Source organism: Acinetobacter sp. 129952, from assembly GCF_056642055.1.
Genome location: NZ_JBWVSU010000003.1, coordinates 77,416 through 93,473, shown reverse-complemented (window position 1 = coordinate 93,473; position 16,058 = coordinate 77,416). Strand labels below are relative to the sequence as shown.

Below are 16,058 nucleotides of genomic sequence, written 5' to 3'. Positions count from 1 at the left end.
GGTTTCTTTTTATCTCGGTATTTAAGAATTAAACACGTTCGATAATGGTCGCAATACCTTGACCTAGGCCGATACACATCGTCGCAAGACCGATTTGCGTATCTTGCTGTTCCATTACGTTCAGCAATGTTGTTGTGATACGCGCACCAGAACAACCCAATGGGTGACCCAATGCAATCGCGCCACCGTTATGGTTCACGATGTCTTGCTTATCATAAATGCCTAAGCCTTTAAGAACAGATAGACCTTGTGCAGCAAAGGCTTCGTTCAATTCAAAAGTCTGAATATCAGCAATTGACAGGCCAGCACGTTTCAACGCTTTTTGCGTTGCTGGAACCGGACCATAACCCATGATCGCCGCATCACAGCCTGCAACCGCCATAGAGCGAATTACAGCACGTGGCTTAAGACCTAAAGCTTGAGCACGTTCAGCAGACATTAGCAACATTGCAGAAGCACCATCAGACAATGCTGAAGAAGTCGCTGCAGTTACTGTACCGCCTTTCGGATCGAAGACTGGACGCAAAGATTTGAACGATTCAAGGTTCGCATCCGGACGGATCACTTCATCGATATCACACAGGATTTTGTAGCCATCTGCATTATGACCTTCAATGCCGACGATCTCATTCTGGAACAGACCGTTTTCAGTCGCAGCCCAGGCACGGCGATGTGATTCCACACCAAACGCATCCTGTTCTTCACGGCTAATGCCGTTCATACGACCCAACATTTCAGCAGTTAAGCCCATCATGTTCGACGCTTTGGCATAATGCTTAGACGCTTCAGGGTTCAGGTCGATGCCGTGCATCATGCCCACATGGCCCATGTGCTCAACACCACCGATGATGAAGATATCACCCTGGTTCGTTGCAATTTGCGCAGCCGCAGTGTGAATCGCCTGCATAGACGAACCACAAAGACGGTTCACCGTTTGACCTGCAACAGTCTTCGGCAAGTCTGCCAGTAATGCGATATTACGGGCAATGTTCATACCTTGTTCTAGGGTTTGGTTGACACAGCCCCAGATTACGTCTTCAACTTCATGCGGGTCGAATTCGTTACGTACCAGCAGGGCACGGACAAGCTCAGCAGACATCGAGTCGGCACGTACATTGCGGAACATACCGTTTTTGGTTTTACCCATTGCTGAACGTACGCCATCAACGATGACAACGTCACGTGGATTTAAAGTAGCCATTCACGTTGCTCCTTAACCGTAGAATTTTTTATTGTTAGCAGCCATTTCGCGCAACATTTCTGGCGCTTCATAAGCTTTACCAAGGTGCGCATACTTATTGCAAAGCGCAACATACTCAGCTACACCAGTTTGATCGATGTAACGGCATGGACCACCACGGAATGGAGGGAAACCAACACCCATAATCATGGCCATATCTGCTTCAGCAGCAGTGGCTACAATGTTGTCTTCCAGGCAACGAACAGTTTCGTTACAGAAAGCCAGCATCATGCGATCAATGATTTCCTGAGCATCAAATTCACGTTTTTCCGCAGTTGCAACAGAGGCCACAAGCTCATACGCAGTTGGATCAACCACTTTGGCTTTTTTGCCTTTACGGTCAAGTTCATACTTGTAGAAACCAACGTCGTTCTTTTGACCCAGACGTTTGTTTTCGTACATCACCTGAATCGAACCTTTGAAATCAGGTTTCATACGATCCGGGAAGCCTTCAGCCATCACTTCTGCACCGTGTACGCCAGTGTCGATACCGACAACGTCCATCAGGTAAGCAGGACCCATTGGCCAGCCGAATTTTTCCATGACTTTATCGATTTGCTGGAAGTCAGCGCCATCTTTAAGCAACAGGTCAAATGCACCAAAGTAAGGGAACAATACGCGGTTCACCAGGAAGCCCGGGCAGTCATTCACCACGATTGGTGTTTTACCCATTTTCTGAGCAAGCACCACAGTCGTTGCAATCGCTTCGTCAGAAGTTTTCGCACCGCGGATCACTTCAACCAGTGGCATCATGTGTACCGGGTTAAAGAAGTGCATGCCCACGAAGTTTTCAGGACGTTCCAGGTTTTCAGCCAGGCGCGTGATTGAAATCGTAGAAGTATTAGATGCAATGATCGTGTTTTCACGAACTTTCGCTTCAGTTTCTTTCAGTACGATACCTTTGACTTTTGGATTTTCAGTCACGGCTTCGATCACGATGTCCACTTCTTTAAACTCGTCATAGCTTAAAGTTGGACGGATGCGCGCAAGAGTTTCACCCATTTGAGCAGGCTTCATCTTCTTACGTTCAACTTGTTTGGTCAGTAAACCATTGGCTTCTTTCATACCCAAAGCAAGTTGCTGGTTACCGATGTCTTTCATGATGATCGGTGTGCCTTTGCTTGCCGCCTGGTAAGCAATACCACCACCCATGATACCCGCGCCTAAAACAGCCGCCTGGTTCACTGGATGCGCACCTTTTTCATAGCGCTTCGAGGTTTTTTTCACGATCTGGTCGTTCAGGAACAAACCGATCAAGGCACCTGCCTGAGGTGTTACCGCAGCTTTGGCAAAGCCTTCAGCTTCAGCTTTCAGCGCGTCATCACGATGCAGGCTCGCACCCGCTTGAAGAGAATCAAGCAGTAATTTTGGTGCAGGGTATTGAGCTGGATTAGCTTTTGCCAGAACCATGCCTTTCGATGAGTTAAACGCCATCATCTGTTCGATCGGGCTGAGTTTAACTGGATCGAGTTTTTCCTGACGCTTGGTTTTCCAGTCTAAACGGCCATGAATCGCCTGTTTTACCAGATCAAGTGCAGCATCTTGTAGCTTGTCAGCAGGAACGACAGCATCGACTGCGCCGTCTTTCAGTGCGGCAGCAGGCTTTTTAGGATTGGCCATTGCCATCCATTCTACCGCGTTGTCGATACCGATCAGACGGCTTAAACGTACTGTACCACCGAAGCCCGGGAAGATCCCCAGCTTGATTTCAGGCAGGCCCACTTGTGCCTGCTCTGACATGACACGGTAGTCACACACCAGGCACATTTCGAAACCGCCACCGAGTGCCATGCCATTAATGGCAGCCACTTTAGGAATGTCGAGGTCTTCGAAGCTGTTAAAAATTTCATGTACTGGCATTGCCCAGTCAACAATCGCTTGTTCACCCTGAGCAAAGTTGTCGCCGAATTCAGTGATATCAGCACCTACAATAAATGTAGATTTGCCTGAAGTCACAATCAGACCTTGAATATCGGCATGGGAGACGGCTTCGATAGCAGCCTTGAAATCTTCAATCGTTGCACGGTTGAATTTGTTAACGGACTCACCTTGTAAGTCAAAGCGGAATTCTGCAATCCCGTCCTCAAGCATTTGGACGGTAATGGCATTGCCAGCGTGGATCATGCCCTGATCTCCTTTATTTTGGAGGACTTCTAAGTTGATGTTGTGAAGCAAGTGCGCATGTCCCGCGCACTTTTTGACTTCGCTAATCTTACGATAACTATATCCAAAAAGAACATAACAAGTTGTATCAAGCCGTGACGCAATGGTCATCAATTTCTGCCAGACTGATCCGCCCCGCTATAACTTTTCCTTTCAGTTTTCTAAAAGAAGATGAACCAAAGATTTTGTTTCAATTCATTATTTTTTATCAATCAGCCTGATAGATATGGAGCAGGGTGACTGATTTTCAAGGTGCATTTCTAGCGGAATTTTGTCAATTCAGTCAATTTCTATCCTTGAACTTGCCATTTTTAGCCTCGAAGTATGCTGAGCGCAGGGCTTTCAGGTCTTTGCTGATAGTATTTAATCAGCACAAATAACAGTGTATTAGATCATTTGAGTTACTGAACTTTTCTGATGAGATCGAAAATGGGAACGATCCTGTCGATGTGTGATTTAAAATAATTTCCATCCTGCCGGGTTGAATCCCTGTCATCTGCTATGGAATTGTTTATGATGATCTTGCACTTAGATATGGGGGATATCGATGCACGTATTTCGTTCTAAAAAAGACTGGTGGCTGCTGGCTTTTGTGATTTGTATGAGTGGCCTGTTGCTGCAACTACTGCTGACCATGCAGGCCAAAGGCACTATGCAGCAATATTCGCTGCACACTGCGGTTTATGTCCTGACTATTATCATTTTATGGTGGCCGCTGTGGAGTACGCGCTATGTGATGGACAATGGGGTGTTGACCATAAAAAGCCTGTGGTTAAGCTGGAAGATTCCGTTAAGTGAAATCCAATCCATTCAGCCCACAGACCACTCTATCATTGCGCCAGCCTTATCTTTAAAGCGTCTGCGGATTGACTATACTGATGCGGGCGTGCAGAAATTTATATTGGTTTCACCCAAAGATCAAACTGCTTTTATACAGGTGCTTCAGCCGAATAAAAACTGATATCGAGTCTGCCTTAGTTAAGCTTTTGCTTGCTCAGGCAGAACCACCAGCTGTCCATCGACACAGTCCAGATGCAGACTGAATTGCTCAGGCTGGTTTAAAAAATACAGTGCCAGAATCGGCTCCAGTTCGGTACGCATCTTACGGCCCAAATGCCGGGCGCCGTAACGAATATCATGGCCCTGATAGAAATAGGCTTTGGCTGCAGCGCTTAAATGCACGCTGCGTTGCTGATGTTGCAAGCGCTTGTTCAGTTTATCCAGTTCAATTTCGACCAGACGTGGCAGGACATCATGCTGTACCGCCTGATAATGCAGGCTGCGGTCAATCCGGTTGAGAAACTCGGGGTCGAATTTACGCTGCATGACTTTTTCAATGATGTGCTGGACGGGAACGCGCTTCAGACAAAGGGCCTGCATTTTTTCCGGCAGATAGCTGAGTTTATTCAGATATTGCTGCGCCGCCTGTGCCCCGACATTGCTGGTCATAAAGATCATGCAGTTGCGAAAATCGATAGTTTTGGTGCCCGCTGTCAATGTCAGCCGGCCAGTATCCAGCACGTTCATAAAGCCGCGAATCACCTCGTTACTGGCTTTTTCCAGTTCATCAAACAGCATGATGCCGGGCCGGGTATGACTGCCGGCAATCGCAGTTTCATCAAACAGGCTGTGACCTTCCTTTGATCCCACATAACCGGGCGGTGCGCCGGTCAAAGCCGCCGCATAATGTTCCTGTGCCAGAGTATTCATATCAATCCGGCAAAAGGCATCCGGGCGGCCATAGATCGCATCGGCAATCAGACGCACGGTTTCTGTTTTACCGACGCCAGTAGGGCCCAGCATCAAGGTAACCGACAAAGGGCGATCCGGACTGGAAAAATCTGCCTTGACCACATGCAACATTTTTTCAATTTCATTCAGGGCTGCATCCTGCCCAATAATCCGTTCACGTAGCAGTTGCATTACCTTACTCGGCTCGAAATGAAAACGCGGTTTACCAATCAGGCGAGCACGTTCAGACGGGTGATGGGTGGAGGTGGAGGGTTGAACAATATGAATGCCCGATTGCTGCAGGGTCATGCGAATCATCTCAAAACTAGACTTTTTGAGCATAACAAAGTTAAAGGTTGAAACTTATAGCTTTTAACAATCAGTTTATGTCGTGAGGATTATAGATTGGGGGGATAACCCGACAGGAACTTTAAGATTAAGTGGCAGCTTCAGGGGAATTTTGTGTTTTTGCTTGAAAATGACGCAACAATCATCACATATATCTGCAGATTGTAGGTGAAAAATAGGCTTTAGGTGAACGAAAACGCACGCCCCCATATTGAAAAAATCCTGGCGAATATGACCAGCCTGCCCGGGGTCTACCGGATGTATGGCAAAGACGGTGAATTATTGTATGTGGGTAAAGCCAAAAACCTGAAAAACCGGGTCTCCAGCTATTTTGTCAAAACGCTGGATCATCCCAAAACCCAGGCCTTGGTGGCACGGATTTATGATATCCAGACCCTGGTGGTACGTTCTGAAACTGAAGCCTTGTTGCTGGAACAGAACCTGATCAAGCTGCATCATCCGCCCTATAACATCATGCTGCGTGATGACAAATCTTATGTCTATATTTTTGTTTCGGCAGATAAACCCTATCCGCGTTTAGCCAGTGGGCGCGGCAAGGGCAAGCACCAGGTGGGCAAGTTTTTTGGACCTTATCCGAGTGCGTATACCGCCCGGGATACTCTGGTGGTGCTACAAAAACTGTTCAATGTGCGTTCCTGTGAAAACAGTTTTTTTGCCAACCGGACCCGGCCATGTCTGCAATACCAGATCAAACGCTGCTCTGCGCCCTGTGTCGGATTTATTTCTCCGGAAGACTATAAGGCAGATGTCGATAACTCGATCCGATTTTTGCAGGGCGATACCAAGGAGCTGAATCAGGAACTGATCGCAAAAATGGAAGCGGCCGCTGAAGCGCTGGAATTTGAAAAAGCGGTGTTCTATCGGGACCGGATGGCGCTGTTAAGGGATGTGCAGTCGCAGCAGGCGATCTATAAGCTCAAAGGTGAAGCGGATATCCTGTCGATTGCCTATCAGGCCGGTGTGACCTGTGTGCAGATCATGCATGTGCGCAACGGTAAAATGCTGGGTGGAAAAAGTTATTTCCCGGATATGCTTAGTGATGACCTGGGGCAAATGCTGGCCGATTTTATTGCCAATTTTTATTTTCAGGTAGCAGATGAAATCCCGGCTGAACTGATTGTCAATCTGGAAGTGGCTGATCGTAAGGAACTGGAAGCAGCACTGTCGCAGCATTTTGGCAAGAAAATCCAGATCAAGTCCAAAGTCCGCGAAACCCGGGCCGAATGGCTGGAACTGGCGCAGATGAATGTACAGCACGCGATTCAGGGCAAGCTGGCCAATCATATAGAATTAAATGAGCGTTTTCATCAGCTGGAGCAGGTGGTCGGCCGTCCTGTAGACCGGATCGAGTGCTTCGATATTTCACATACCATGGGCGAAGATACCGTGGCGTCCTGTGTGGTCTTTGACAGTGGTGGTGCGCGCAAGCGTGATTATCGCCAGTTTTCCATTCATGATATTCAGGCGGGCGATGACTATGCCGCCATGCGTCAGGCGCTGACCCGTCGTTATAAAAAAGCCCTATTGCCGGACCTGCTGTTGATTGATGGTGGCAAGGGGCAATTGCACATGGCGATGGAAGTCATGCAGGAACTGAGACTGGATGCCTTTATGGTCGGTGTGTCCAAAGGTGAGGGACGTAAGCCCGGTCTGGAAACCCTGCACTTTACCGATGGCAGTAAAATTCAATTACCGGAGGATCATAAGGCGCTGCATCTGATTCAGCAGGTACGTGATGAAGCACACCGCTTTGCGATTACCAAGCATCGTGCCAAACGCGATAAAAAGCGTGGTTCATCAGTGCTGGAAGTTATTCCGGGGCTCGGACCAAAACGCCGTCGGGATTTGCTGACCCATTTTGGCGGGATTCAGGGCGTACTGAAAGCCTCAGAACGAGATCTGCAACTGGTACCGGGACTGGGTTCAGTCATGGCCCGGATGATTTATAAAGTGCTGCATGAATGACGCGTGGCTTAAATGCAAGGGCCAAAGTGCGCATTGACGCTTGGGTCACGTGACATTCACAACCTGAAGAATTTTGCCGAATATACTGAGCATCAAGACTTACTGAGGGATCAACATGTCTTTGCATGCACTTTATGCACAAATTGCCGAACAGGAATGGGTAGAGTTTCCACAGGGATGGTTACAGGGTCGTACTCTGTATGGTGGTCTGGCTGCCGCGATGATGATGCAAAAAGCCGTCACTCACATCAATGATCCGGCCAAGCATTTACTCAGTTGCAGTGTGACCTTTGTTGGCCCGATTCAGCAAGCCAAAGTACGACTGAGTGCCGAAACCCTGCGGCAGGGCAAGTCGGTGACCACGATTGAAGTGCGCTTATGGCAGGACGACGCGGTGCAAAGTATTCTGATTGCCAGTTTTGGTATTTCCCGTGATTCAGAGATTCAGGTTCAGCAACAAGCTCAGGCACCCGACTATGCTGCGCCAGAGCAGCTGTTTCAGATTCCTGCTGGCTATGGCATGCCAGACTGTTATGACCATTTCGAAGTGGCTTGGGCGGATATCAATCTGCCTTGTAGTGCCAGTCCTCGTCCGGACTTTGGTGGCTGGTGCCGGTTTCATCCTGAAAAGCATCACAACCGTGAATTTCTGGTCGCAGACTTGATGGCTATTTTTGATATCTGGCCACCTGGGGTGTTGCCGATGTTTAAAAACATGGCGCCTGCGAGTAGTCTGACCTGGACAGTGACCTATGTGCATCCGGTTCAACATCAATTGCATGATTGGTTTAAATATAAAGTATTTACCGATTATGCTGCGGATGGTTATGCGACGGAGCATGCCTATCTCTGGGATGCCGAAAATCGCCTGATTGCGATGGCAAGACAAACAGTGACGGTGTTTGCCTAGTGACACTGCAAGTCAATTCGTATAAAGTGAAGCCTATTAATGATGGATCAAACCTCTAAAAAAGTGTGCATTTTCATCGTACATGAGGGGAAAAATTGGCGGTGTCTATGACTACAGGTCGTATCCTGAATATTCCAAATATCTTGACCTTGGCGCGTATCGCTCTTATTCCGGTATTTTTATTGGTGGCTTACTGGCCACCTGCAATGGGCTTTGATGCTCATAACCCCGATATGACGCGGCATATCATTTTAACCACGATCTTTGTGGTGGCTGCGGTAACGGACTGGTTTGATGGCTATCTGGCACGTACATTAAACCAGACTTCCGCTTTTGGGCGGTTTCTCGATCCGGTTGCAGATAAATTGATGGTCGCAGCTGCACTGATTGTATTGGTGCAATGGCAGCCTTCCATGTCGATGGCTTTTGCTGCGATTGTAATTATTTCGCGTGAAATTACCGTTTCAGCCCTGCGTGAATGGATGGCAGAACTCGGTGCGCGGACCAATGTTGCGGTTTCAACAGTGGGTAAATACAAAACCGCTTTTCAGATGATCGCTATCACCGTATTCCTGCTGAACTGGCCACCGCTAGAAATGCTGGCGTATGCCTTGCTATACACCGCAGTGGTACTCACTTTATGGTCGATGTTCATTTATCTGAAAGCGGCTTGGCCATATCTGAAACAGCCTTAATCGAAATGAAAAGAGAAGCTCCTTGAAAGGGGGCTTTTTTTATGCGCTTAAATTATCAAGCCAATCGGCAAATTGCAGGCAAAAAAATACCCAGTCTTTGGGGGAAGAACTGGGATGAAATCGGGGTATTTGTTGCTTATTATTATAGTTATTCAAAGATATCTCATCTTCTTAGGGCTCATTATAGAGAGACAGTTTTTTTTAATCATGTGGCTTCTTGTAGCAGAATGTTGTGTTTTGTGAATACTCTGTATATTGCTTTTACAATCTATTATTTTGATACAAATCTGAATGTTTTTCAGCAGGATAGTGGCTGACTAGATAAACGAAATAGAATAAGTAAAAATCTGTTTTTGTGCTCTAAGTGTGAGTTAGTAAGATTTGCTAGAATTAGTCAAAAAATCCCCTGAAATAGGGGATAGATTTATGCCTACGCGGACTTCATTCTTGTTTTGTGTAAAAAAGAAAGGCAGGGCTTTAATGTGAAAAGTTCCTGCATTGGGAGCTCTTCACATTCAAAACTACCCGCTTCGCTGGTCTTGAGTAATGTTTAGAGCAATACATAAAAAAAGAATCCCCAATAATGGAGATTCTTTTAGATTAAAGCCTACGCGGACTTCGTCCTTGTCTTACGTAAAAAAGAAAAGCAGTGCTTTCTTTTTTACTCAGGCTTCAGCCCTTCGGCTTTTTCTAGGGATGCATCATTGTTAAAGAACTTTTCACGCTGTTCTTCAAGAAACTTTTTCGCATCTGCTTCAAACACGTTCAAACGCTTTTCATTAATTAGCGTAGTCTGGTGTTTTAGCCATTCTTGCCAAGCCTGTTTAGACACGGTGTCAAACAATTCCTGACCCTTTGGCCCCGGGAATGGAGCAAAGTCTAAACCTTCCATGTCCGCCTGATACTTACGGCAAAAAACTTGTCGAGACATATCCATACTCCAAAATTATGCGTAAAGTTGTTCCAAACGCGCATGTGCACGCTCAATGGCTGCTTTCACTTGAGCAGGCGCGGTGCCACCAATGTGATTACGGGCATTCACCGAAGCTTCAAGAGTTAGGGCTTTTTCAAATACGTCTGCTTGAATCAGGTCAGAGAACTGTTGCAGTTGTTCGAGTGTCAATTCAGACAGGTCTTTAGATTCTTGTACACCGAGTGCAACCGCTTTACCTACAATCTCGTGCGCATCACGGAATGCAACGCCGTTTTTCACCAGGTAATCAGCTAGGTCAGTCGCAGTTGAGAAACCACGCAGCGCTGCTTCGCGCATTTCAGCAATGTTTGGAACCAGTGCAGGAATCATGTCAGCAAATGCCATGAGTGAACCACGAACTGTATCGATCGCATCGAACAATGGCTCTTTATCTTCCTGATTGTCTTTGTTATAGGCTAGAGGCTGGCCTTTCATTAAAGTCAGCAGGCTCATCAAATCGCCATAGACACGGCCGGTTTTACCACGTACCAGTTCAGGCACATCCGGATTTTTCTTCTGCGGCATGATTGAAGAGCCAGTACAGAAGCGATCTGGAATATTCACGAATTTGAACTGTGCAGATGTCCATAGAATCAGTTCTTCAGACATACGTGATAAATGCATCATAATTAAAGATGCAGCGGCATTAAATTCAATCGCAAAGTCACGATCCGATACTGCATCCAGCGAGTTTTCAGCAACAGCTTCAAAACCTAGCAGTTCAGCAGTATAAGCACGGTCGATTGGATAAGTAGTACCTGCAAGTGCAGCAGAACCAAGCGGCATACGGTTGACACGCTTACGGCAATCAATCAGACGTTCTGAATCGCGTACCAGCATTTCAAACCAAGCCATTAGATGATGACCAAAAGTCACTGGCTGAGCGGTTTGCAAGTGGGTGAAGCCTGGCATGATGGTGTCGGTGTTTTTAGCCGCTAAGCTTAAAATACCTTTTTGTAATTTTTTCAGTAATTCCAGGATGCTATCGATTTCATCGCGTACATAAAGACGGATATCTGTAGCCACCTGGTCATTACGGCTACGACCGGTATGCAGTTTCTTGCCAGTAATGCCGATACGTTGAGTCAGGCGTGACTCAATGTTCATGTGGACATCTTCTAAATCAATGCGCCATTCAAAGTTGCCTGCTTCAATATCGGCTTGAATCGCTGTCAGACCTTCAATAATGTCATCGCGTTCTTGCGTGGTCAGTACGCCCACTTTTGCCAGCATGGTTGCATGGGCAATCGAGCCTGCAATATCTTGTTTATAAAAACGTTGGTCAAATTGAACAGATGCTGTAAATTCAGCAACAAAAGCATCAGTCGCTTCAGAGAAACGACCGCCCCACATACCCGAAGTCTGGGCGTGTGATGGATTAGAGGAATTAGAAGATGTGGTCATGTCGGCTCAATCAGATTAAAAGCAGTAGAACGAAAAAGAGTATAACAAATTCAAAGCCCATTGCCGAAGTCACATCTGCTCAATCTTTTACATCGATAAACGAACAGACGCAAAATTCCTATTTTTTTAGCCAGATCGGCAATTTACGCTATTTGCTGGAACTGTTTGCTGGCGGCAATATTCTGGCCATGATTCTGGCGCTTGCAGAAGCGCAATCCTGGCAGGCATTAAATGGGATACACCTGCTGCAATATATCCTGTATATCAACTGGGTACTGTTATGTTTTGCAGCACTGGTCGAGCTGTTCCATCAAGCCTTTCAACGTATGGGAATCAAACTGGCGTTAACTTCCGGATTTCTGCTGTTACAGGCAATTGTACTGCTCACTACGGTGAACCTGAATATCTTGATATATTTTGGACAGAATTTTAATTTTCAGGATTTAAACCTGGCGATTGCGCTGGATCGGGTCGGACTCCATTTAAGTCTGGGAATTTTGCTGGGAACTTTCTGTTTTCGCTATCTTTATTTGCGTGAGCAATGGGAGCAGCAGCAGCATAGTGAGTTGAATGCTAGGATTCAGGCCATGCAGGCACGGATTCAGCCGCATTTTTTGTTTAACAGCATGAACAGTGTGATCAGCCTGATCAGTATCAATCCGGATAAAGCCGAGCACATGCTGCTGAATTTGTCACGGTTATTTCGTGCCAGTTTTCAGGAATTAAAACTGGTCAGCCTGCAGGAGGAAATTGATCTGTGCCAGCGCTATCTGGAGATTGAGCAGATCCGTCTAGGTGAGCGTTTGCAGGTCGAATGGAAGTTAGAAAACAAAGACTTATACTCACAAGTTCAAATTCCATTATTAACTTTACAACCCTTGCTAGAAAATAGTATTTTCCATGGAGTTGAAAAAATTCTTACAAAGAGTACCATAAGCATATTGGTTGAAATATTGCAAAATCAAATTAATATCATCATAACGAACCCTTATGCACAGGATAATAAAACTTTAAAAAAGGGACATGGTATTGCAATAGAAAATGTCAGACAGCGTCTGCAAGCTTATTATGGACCCAGTGTGACTTTTCAAACCTTTGCCGGCGAAGGGATGTTTACGACGGTAGTGCGATATCAATATAAATAAAAATAAATCAAAGAAATCGCAGTTAGCTTTATCATTCATCTGATGATGTTAACTGGGTAAGGAGGAGAAATGGACATCCTGATTTGTGATGATGAGCCTTTGGCCGTCGAGCGTTTATCACGTTTGGTCTCTCAACTGGGGCATGATGTGGTGGCGACAGCAAGCCATGGCCGTCAAGCGATTGATCTGGCTCACCAATACGAACCCGATGTCATCCTATTAGATATTCAAATGCCTGAAATGAACGGACTGGCTTGTGCGCAACATTTGCGTCAACTGGATCCAATGCCGGCCATTGTCTTTTGTACGGCCTATGACCAACATGCGCTGGATGCATTTAAATCAAATGCCGAAGGCTATTTGCTTAAACCGGTGATGCAACAGGAATTGGCACAGGTTTTAGAGCACTTAACTAAACTTACCCAAGCTCAAATGAGCCAACTAAAACAAAAAGAAAATATGGACGAAATCAATATCAGCCGCCAGCAGATTGCGGCAAAGACCTATCGTGGTGTCGAATTGGTGCCAGTTGAAAATATCTATTATTTTCTGGCGGATCAGAAATATGTCACTGTGCGTCATAAAAACGGCAGTGTATTGATTGATGAAACCTTAAAGGAGTTAGAGCAGGAGTTTGGGAACCAGTTTATCCGGATTCATCGTAATGCCTTGATCTCGGTGCATTATCTGGATGGTCTGGAAGTGGTGAGTTCTGGTCAGTATCAGGTACGTTGTCGTGAGCTGGACGATCGTTTGGCGGTTAGTCGGCGACATTTACCGTTTTTACGAGATCGGATTCAAAAGCTTTAGCAGGGGATGAATGAGAGCATTCAGTGGAAACTTGTATAAATTCACTTGCATTTTCAAGTGAGCAGGTTAAGTTTAGACTATTGTTCTCATTTACTGTTATTGAAATTTATGAAGACCCTAAAAATTGCAACTCGACAAAGTCCACTTGCGCTTTGGCAAGCGGAACATATCCGTGCGCGCCTACAAGATTTGCACGCTGGTTTGCAGGTCGAGTTAGTCACTTTTGTTACACAGGGCGATAAAATTCTAGATACACCACTGGCTAAAATTGGTGGAAAAGGACTATTTGTAAAAGAATTAGAAGCCGCTTTACTGGATGGTCGTGCAGATCTGGCTGTGCATTCCATGAAAGATGTCCCAATGGCCTTGCCCGAAGGTCTGAGTTTGGCGGTAATCTGTGAACGTGAAGACCCACTGGATGCCTTTGTGTCGAATACCTACACTAGTTTTGAGGAATTGCCACAAGGCGCCAAAGTGGGAACCTCAAGCTTGCGCCGTAAAACCCAGATTTTAAAACAGCGTCCGGATCTGCACATTATCGACTTACGCGGTAATGTCGGCACACGTTTGTCCAAACTGGATGCAGGTCAGTATGATGCGATTATTCTGGCCAGTGCCGGTTTAAAACGTTTGGGTCTGGCAGAACGTATTCGTCATACTCTGACGCCTGAAGTCAGTCTGCCGGCCGTGGGGCAAGGTGCATTAGGCTTAGAATGCCGTACTCATGATCAGACGGTCCTGGACTTGATTCAGCCACTCCTGCATGCAGACACGGATGCGTGCGTACGTGCCGAACGTGCCTTCAATGCCTATCTGGAAGGCGGTTGTCAGGTACCAATTGCCGGTTATGCCACGCTCAAAGAGGGTGTGATTTCAATCGAAGGTCGTGTAGGCAGTGTCGATGGAACAATTTTACTTCGTGCACAGCATACTGGCAAAATAGCAGATGCGGAGCCATTGGGTGTAGAGCTGGCAAAAGACTTGCTTGATCAAGGTGCTGGCGAGTTGCTGAAAGCACTCTATTCACACTGATGTTATTGATTAATACTCGCCCCAGTGATCGTGCTGCAGGCTTGACTCAACAGTTACAGGCAGCACAGGTGTCTGTTCTGGAGTTGCCCTTGCTCGAACTGCATGCCATGCCTTATTCCGATGAGCTGTCGATTTTGTATCAGCAGCTGGAGCAGGCACAGATTATTGTGGTGGTCAGTCCGACGGCCGCTCAGATTGGCATGCAATATTTACAACAGGCGGGTATTAAGCTCTCGGCCTTGGCGCAGGTGCATTGGGTGTCAGTGGGAAAAGCCACTGAACAGGCACTGGCGAGCTATGGCATTCATAGTCATGTGCCTGAGGTCGAAACTTCGGAAGGCATGCTGCAATTGCCTGTGTTGAAGCAACTGGCTTCTGGTTCAGGTGTGGCTTTCTGGCGCGGAGAAGGTGGTCGTCAATTTATGATGGATCATTTACGTGCCAGCAATATTAAAGTTTTAAACTTTATTTTGTACCGGCGGCAATGTCCTAAAACGACGGCAACGATTTTGGCAGAGAATTTGGCGCTGCTTAAGACACAGCAGCGTTTTGCAGTGCTAATCACCAGTGAGGCAAGTTGGTTAAACTGGCTGATACTCTTGCAGAGGAATGCGGAGTTTATACAGCAAGCCTGTTATTTGGTTTTGGGGCCACGTTTGGCCAATATTCTTGGGGAATATCAACAGCAGCATCAGGCAAGTTTTCAATTCGTAAAAATCGATGATTTAGACGCAAATACGATCTTGCAGAAAATGGGGCTGATATTAGGGAACGCATGAAGAAACTATTCATTGTATTGTTCATCTTGAGTATGGCGTGGCTCATCAAGCTCAGCTACGACTTACATATTCTGAATAAAGCACAGACTGAATTCAATCAAAGCATCAATCAGTTACAGCAGCAAAATGCCAATCTCAATGATCAGTTCGTGGCTTTAAAACGCCAGATTTTTGCTCAACAGGAAAATGCTGGAACCACTCCATCTAAAGCCTCAGTAGGTGAAGCGGTAGCTAATGAAACGCAAAATGATATTGCCTTAATACAGCAACATCTGGATCTGATCGAATTTGCACTCAAACAGCAACAATACGCCACTGCGATTGAGAAATTAAATCAGTTATCCAATGAGCTGGATGATTATATTTTAGCGCCTGCCTTGGTCAGCAGTTTACAGCAAGTGATTGCAAAAGATCAGGACATGCTGAAAAAATTCGTGAACAGTCGATTAGTGCAGCAAAATAAAGTAAAAGAGATCCTGGTGCAGATGGATGCTGAAATTGAAAAAGAAATTCAGACACCACATCGTCAGCGTCCAGAAACTCAACGCTCTTTCTGGCAGCGCTGGATTCAGGTTGAATCCGCAGATCAGCCAAGCACAGTCTTGATGCAACGGCATCTGGTACTGAAAGAGGCCCAGTTGCGCTTGCTCATCGCACAAAATACCTTGCAAAAAGACCAATCTGTCGCTTTTCAGCAAGCACTGAATGCCGTGATTGAAGTTTTGGGACAATTGCCGGATGCGCAGAGCCAAAAATGGATTCAGCAATTGAATCAAATCAAGGCTACCCCGATTACTCCGATTCCATTATTAAACACACGCACCCTAGTGGGCTAATTGCTT

The 16,058-nt window shown here is 46.2% G+C and carries 14 protein-coding genes; 9 read left to right on the top strand and 5 right to left on the bottom strand.

Going from position 1 to position 16,058, the window contains the following annotated elements; translation table 11 throughout:
• Nucleotides 1–28: 28 nt before the first annotated feature.
• Entirely contained in the window at nucleotides 29–1,201 is a 1,173-nt protein-coding gene (gene fadA / locus AC1IR0_RS04745; RefSeq protein ID WP_005108092.1) for an acetyl-CoA C-acyltransferase FadA, read from the bottom strand.
• 12 nt (nucleotides 1,202–1,213) lie between these two features.
• Complete coding sequence (gene fadB / locus AC1IR0_RS04740) at nucleotides 1,214–3,364, bottom strand: fatty acid oxidation complex subunit alpha FadB (RefSeq protein ID WP_004729267.1); 2,151 nt, start codon at nucleotides 3,362–3,364, stop codon at nucleotides 1,214–1,216.
• Between the two features lie 586 nt (nucleotides 3,365–3,950).
• Between fadB and AC1IR0_RS04735 the strand changes: the two genes are divergently transcribed.
• Nucleotides 3,951–4,364, top strand: a complete 414-nt coding sequence (locus tag AC1IR0_RS04735) for a PH domain-containing protein (protein WP_479741207.1) — start codon at nucleotides 3,951–3,953, stop codon at nucleotides 4,362–4,364.
• 17 nt (nucleotides 4,365–4,381) lie between these two features.
• Here AC1IR0_RS04735 and AC1IR0_RS04730 read toward each other — a convergent pair whose 3' ends face one another.
• Complete coding sequence (locus AC1IR0_RS04730; RefSeq protein WP_479741206.1) at nucleotides 4,382–5,443, bottom strand: AAA family ATPase; 1,062 nt, start codon at nucleotides 5,441–5,443, stop codon at nucleotides 4,382–4,384.
• A 225-nt stretch (nucleotides 5,444–5,668) separates the two neighbouring features.
• On the opposite strand from AC1IR0_RS04730, the gene uvrC reads away from it, so the two are divergent.
• The 3 genes from uvrC (at nucleotide 5,669) to pgsA (ending at nucleotide 9,073) form a co-directional block, all read left to right on the top strand.
• On the top strand, nucleotides 5,669–7,468 hold the full coding sequence (gene uvrC, locus AC1IR0_RS04725; protein WP_479741205.1) for an excinuclease ABC subunit UvrC: 1,800 nt from the start codon (nucleotides 5,669–5,671) through the stop codon (nucleotides 7,466–7,468).
• 115 nt (nucleotides 7,469–7,583) lie between these two features.
• A complete protein-coding gene (locus tag AC1IR0_RS04720) occupies nucleotides 7,584–8,378 on the top strand; it encodes a thioesterase family protein (protein WP_479741204.1) in 795 nt (264 codons plus the stop codon).
• 107 nt (nucleotides 8,379–8,485) lie between these two features.
• Nucleotides 8,486–9,073, top strand: a complete 588-nt coding sequence (gene pgsA / locus AC1IR0_RS04715) for a CDP-diacylglycerol--glycerol-3-phosphate 3-phosphatidyltransferase (RefSeq protein WP_016806864.1) — start codon at nucleotides 8,486–8,488, stop codon at nucleotides 9,071–9,073.
• Between the two features lie 661 nt (nucleotides 9,074–9,734).
• Here pgsA and AC1IR0_RS04710 read toward each other — a convergent pair.
• Entirely contained in the window at nucleotides 9,735–10,004 is a 270-nt protein-coding gene (locus AC1IR0_RS04710) for an oxidative damage protection protein (protein WP_004278636.1), read from the bottom strand.
• A gap of 15 nt (nucleotides 10,005–10,019) precedes the next feature.
• Nucleotides 10,020–11,450, bottom strand: coding sequence for an argininosuccinate lyase (gene argH, locus AC1IR0_RS04705; RefSeq protein ID WP_171501402.1), 1,431 nt, complete (start codon nucleotides 11,448–11,450; stop codon nucleotides 10,020–10,022).
• Between argH and AC1IR0_RS04700 the strand changes: the two genes are divergently transcribed.
• The 5 genes from AC1IR0_RS04700 (at nucleotide 11,441) to AC1IR0_RS04680 (ending at nucleotide 16,052) form a co-directional block, all read left to right on the top strand.
• Nucleotides 11,441–12,595, top strand: coding sequence for a sensor histidine kinase (locus AC1IR0_RS04700; RefSeq protein WP_409651605.1), 1,155 nt, complete (start codon nucleotides 11,441–11,443; stop codon nucleotides 12,593–12,595). The two genes, argH and AC1IR0_RS04700, sit on opposite strands and share 10 nt — an antisense overlap.
• A 69-nt stretch (nucleotides 12,596–12,664) precedes the next feature.
• Entirely contained in the window at nucleotides 12,665–13,405 is a 741-nt protein-coding gene (locus tag AC1IR0_RS04695; protein ID WP_004278633.1) for a LytR/AlgR family response regulator transcription factor, read from the top strand.
• A 108-nt stretch (nucleotides 13,406–13,513) separates the two neighbouring features.
• Entirely contained in the window at nucleotides 13,514–14,437 is a 924-nt protein-coding gene (gene hemC, locus AC1IR0_RS04690; RefSeq protein WP_168730646.1) for a hydroxymethylbilane synthase, read from the top strand.
• Entirely contained in the window at nucleotides 14,437–15,216 is a 780-nt protein-coding gene (locus AC1IR0_RS04685; RefSeq protein WP_044113064.1) for a uroporphyrinogen-III synthase, read from the top strand. The genes hemC and AC1IR0_RS04685 overlap by 1 nt, the downstream gene beginning before the upstream one ends.
• Complete coding sequence (locus AC1IR0_RS04680; protein WP_409651610.1) at nucleotides 15,213–16,052, top strand: hypothetical protein; 840 nt, start codon at nucleotides 15,213–15,215, stop codon at nucleotides 16,050–16,052. The genes AC1IR0_RS04685 and AC1IR0_RS04680 overlap by 4 nt, the downstream gene beginning before the upstream one ends.
• The last annotated feature ends 6 nt before the right edge of the window (nucleotides 16,053–16,058 follow it).

Bases quoted from the DNA above. Each gene is read 5' to 3' on its own strand.
- fadA (WP_005108092.1), bottom strand. From the start codon at position 1,201: ATGGCTACTTTAAATCCACGTGACGTTGTCATCGTTGATGGCGTACGT.
- fadB (WP_004729267.1), bottom strand. From the start codon at position 3,364: ATGATCCACGCTGGCAATGCCATTACCGTCCAAATGCTTGAGGACGGG.
- AC1IR0_RS04735 (WP_479741207.1), top strand. From the start codon at position 3,951: ATGCACGTATTTCGTTCTAAAAAAGACTGGTGGCTGCTGGCTTTTGTG.
- AC1IR0_RS04730 (WP_479741206.1), bottom strand. From the start codon at position 5,443: ATGACCCTGCAGCAATCGGGCATTCATATTGTTCAACCCTCCACCTCC.
- AC1IR0_RS04720 (WP_479741204.1), top strand. From the start codon at position 7,584: ATGTCTTTGCATGCACTTTATGCACAAATTGCCGAACAGGAATGGGTA.
- pgsA (WP_016806864.1), top strand. From the start codon at position 8,486: ATGACTACAGGTCGTATCCTGAATATTCCAAATATCTTGACCTTGGCG.
- AC1IR0_RS04710 (WP_004278636.1), bottom strand. From the start codon at position 10,004: ATGTCTCGACAAGTTTTTTGCCGTAAGTATCAGGCGGACATGGAAGGT.
- AC1IR0_RS04700 (WP_409651605.1), top strand. From the start codon at position 11,441: ATGTGGTCATGTCGGCTCAATCAGATTAAAAGCAGTAGAACGAAAAAG.
- argH (WP_171501402.1), bottom strand. From the start codon at position 11,450: ATGACCACATCTTCTAATTCCTCTAATCCATCACACGCCCAGACTTCG.
- AC1IR0_RS04695 (WP_004278633.1), top strand. From the start codon at position 12,665: ATGGACATCCTGATTTGTGATGATGAGCCTTTGGCCGTCGAGCGTTTA.
- hemC (WP_168730646.1), top strand. From the start codon at position 13,514: ATGAAGACCCTAAAAATTGCAACTCGACAAAGTCCACTTGCGCTTTGG.
- AC1IR0_RS04685 (WP_044113064.1), top strand. From the start codon at position 14,437: ATGTTATTGATTAATACTCGCCCCAGTGATCGTGCTGCAGGCTTGACT.
- AC1IR0_RS04680 (WP_409651610.1), top strand. From the start codon at position 15,213: ATGAAGAAACTATTCATTGTATTGTTCATCTTGAGTATGGCGTGGCTC.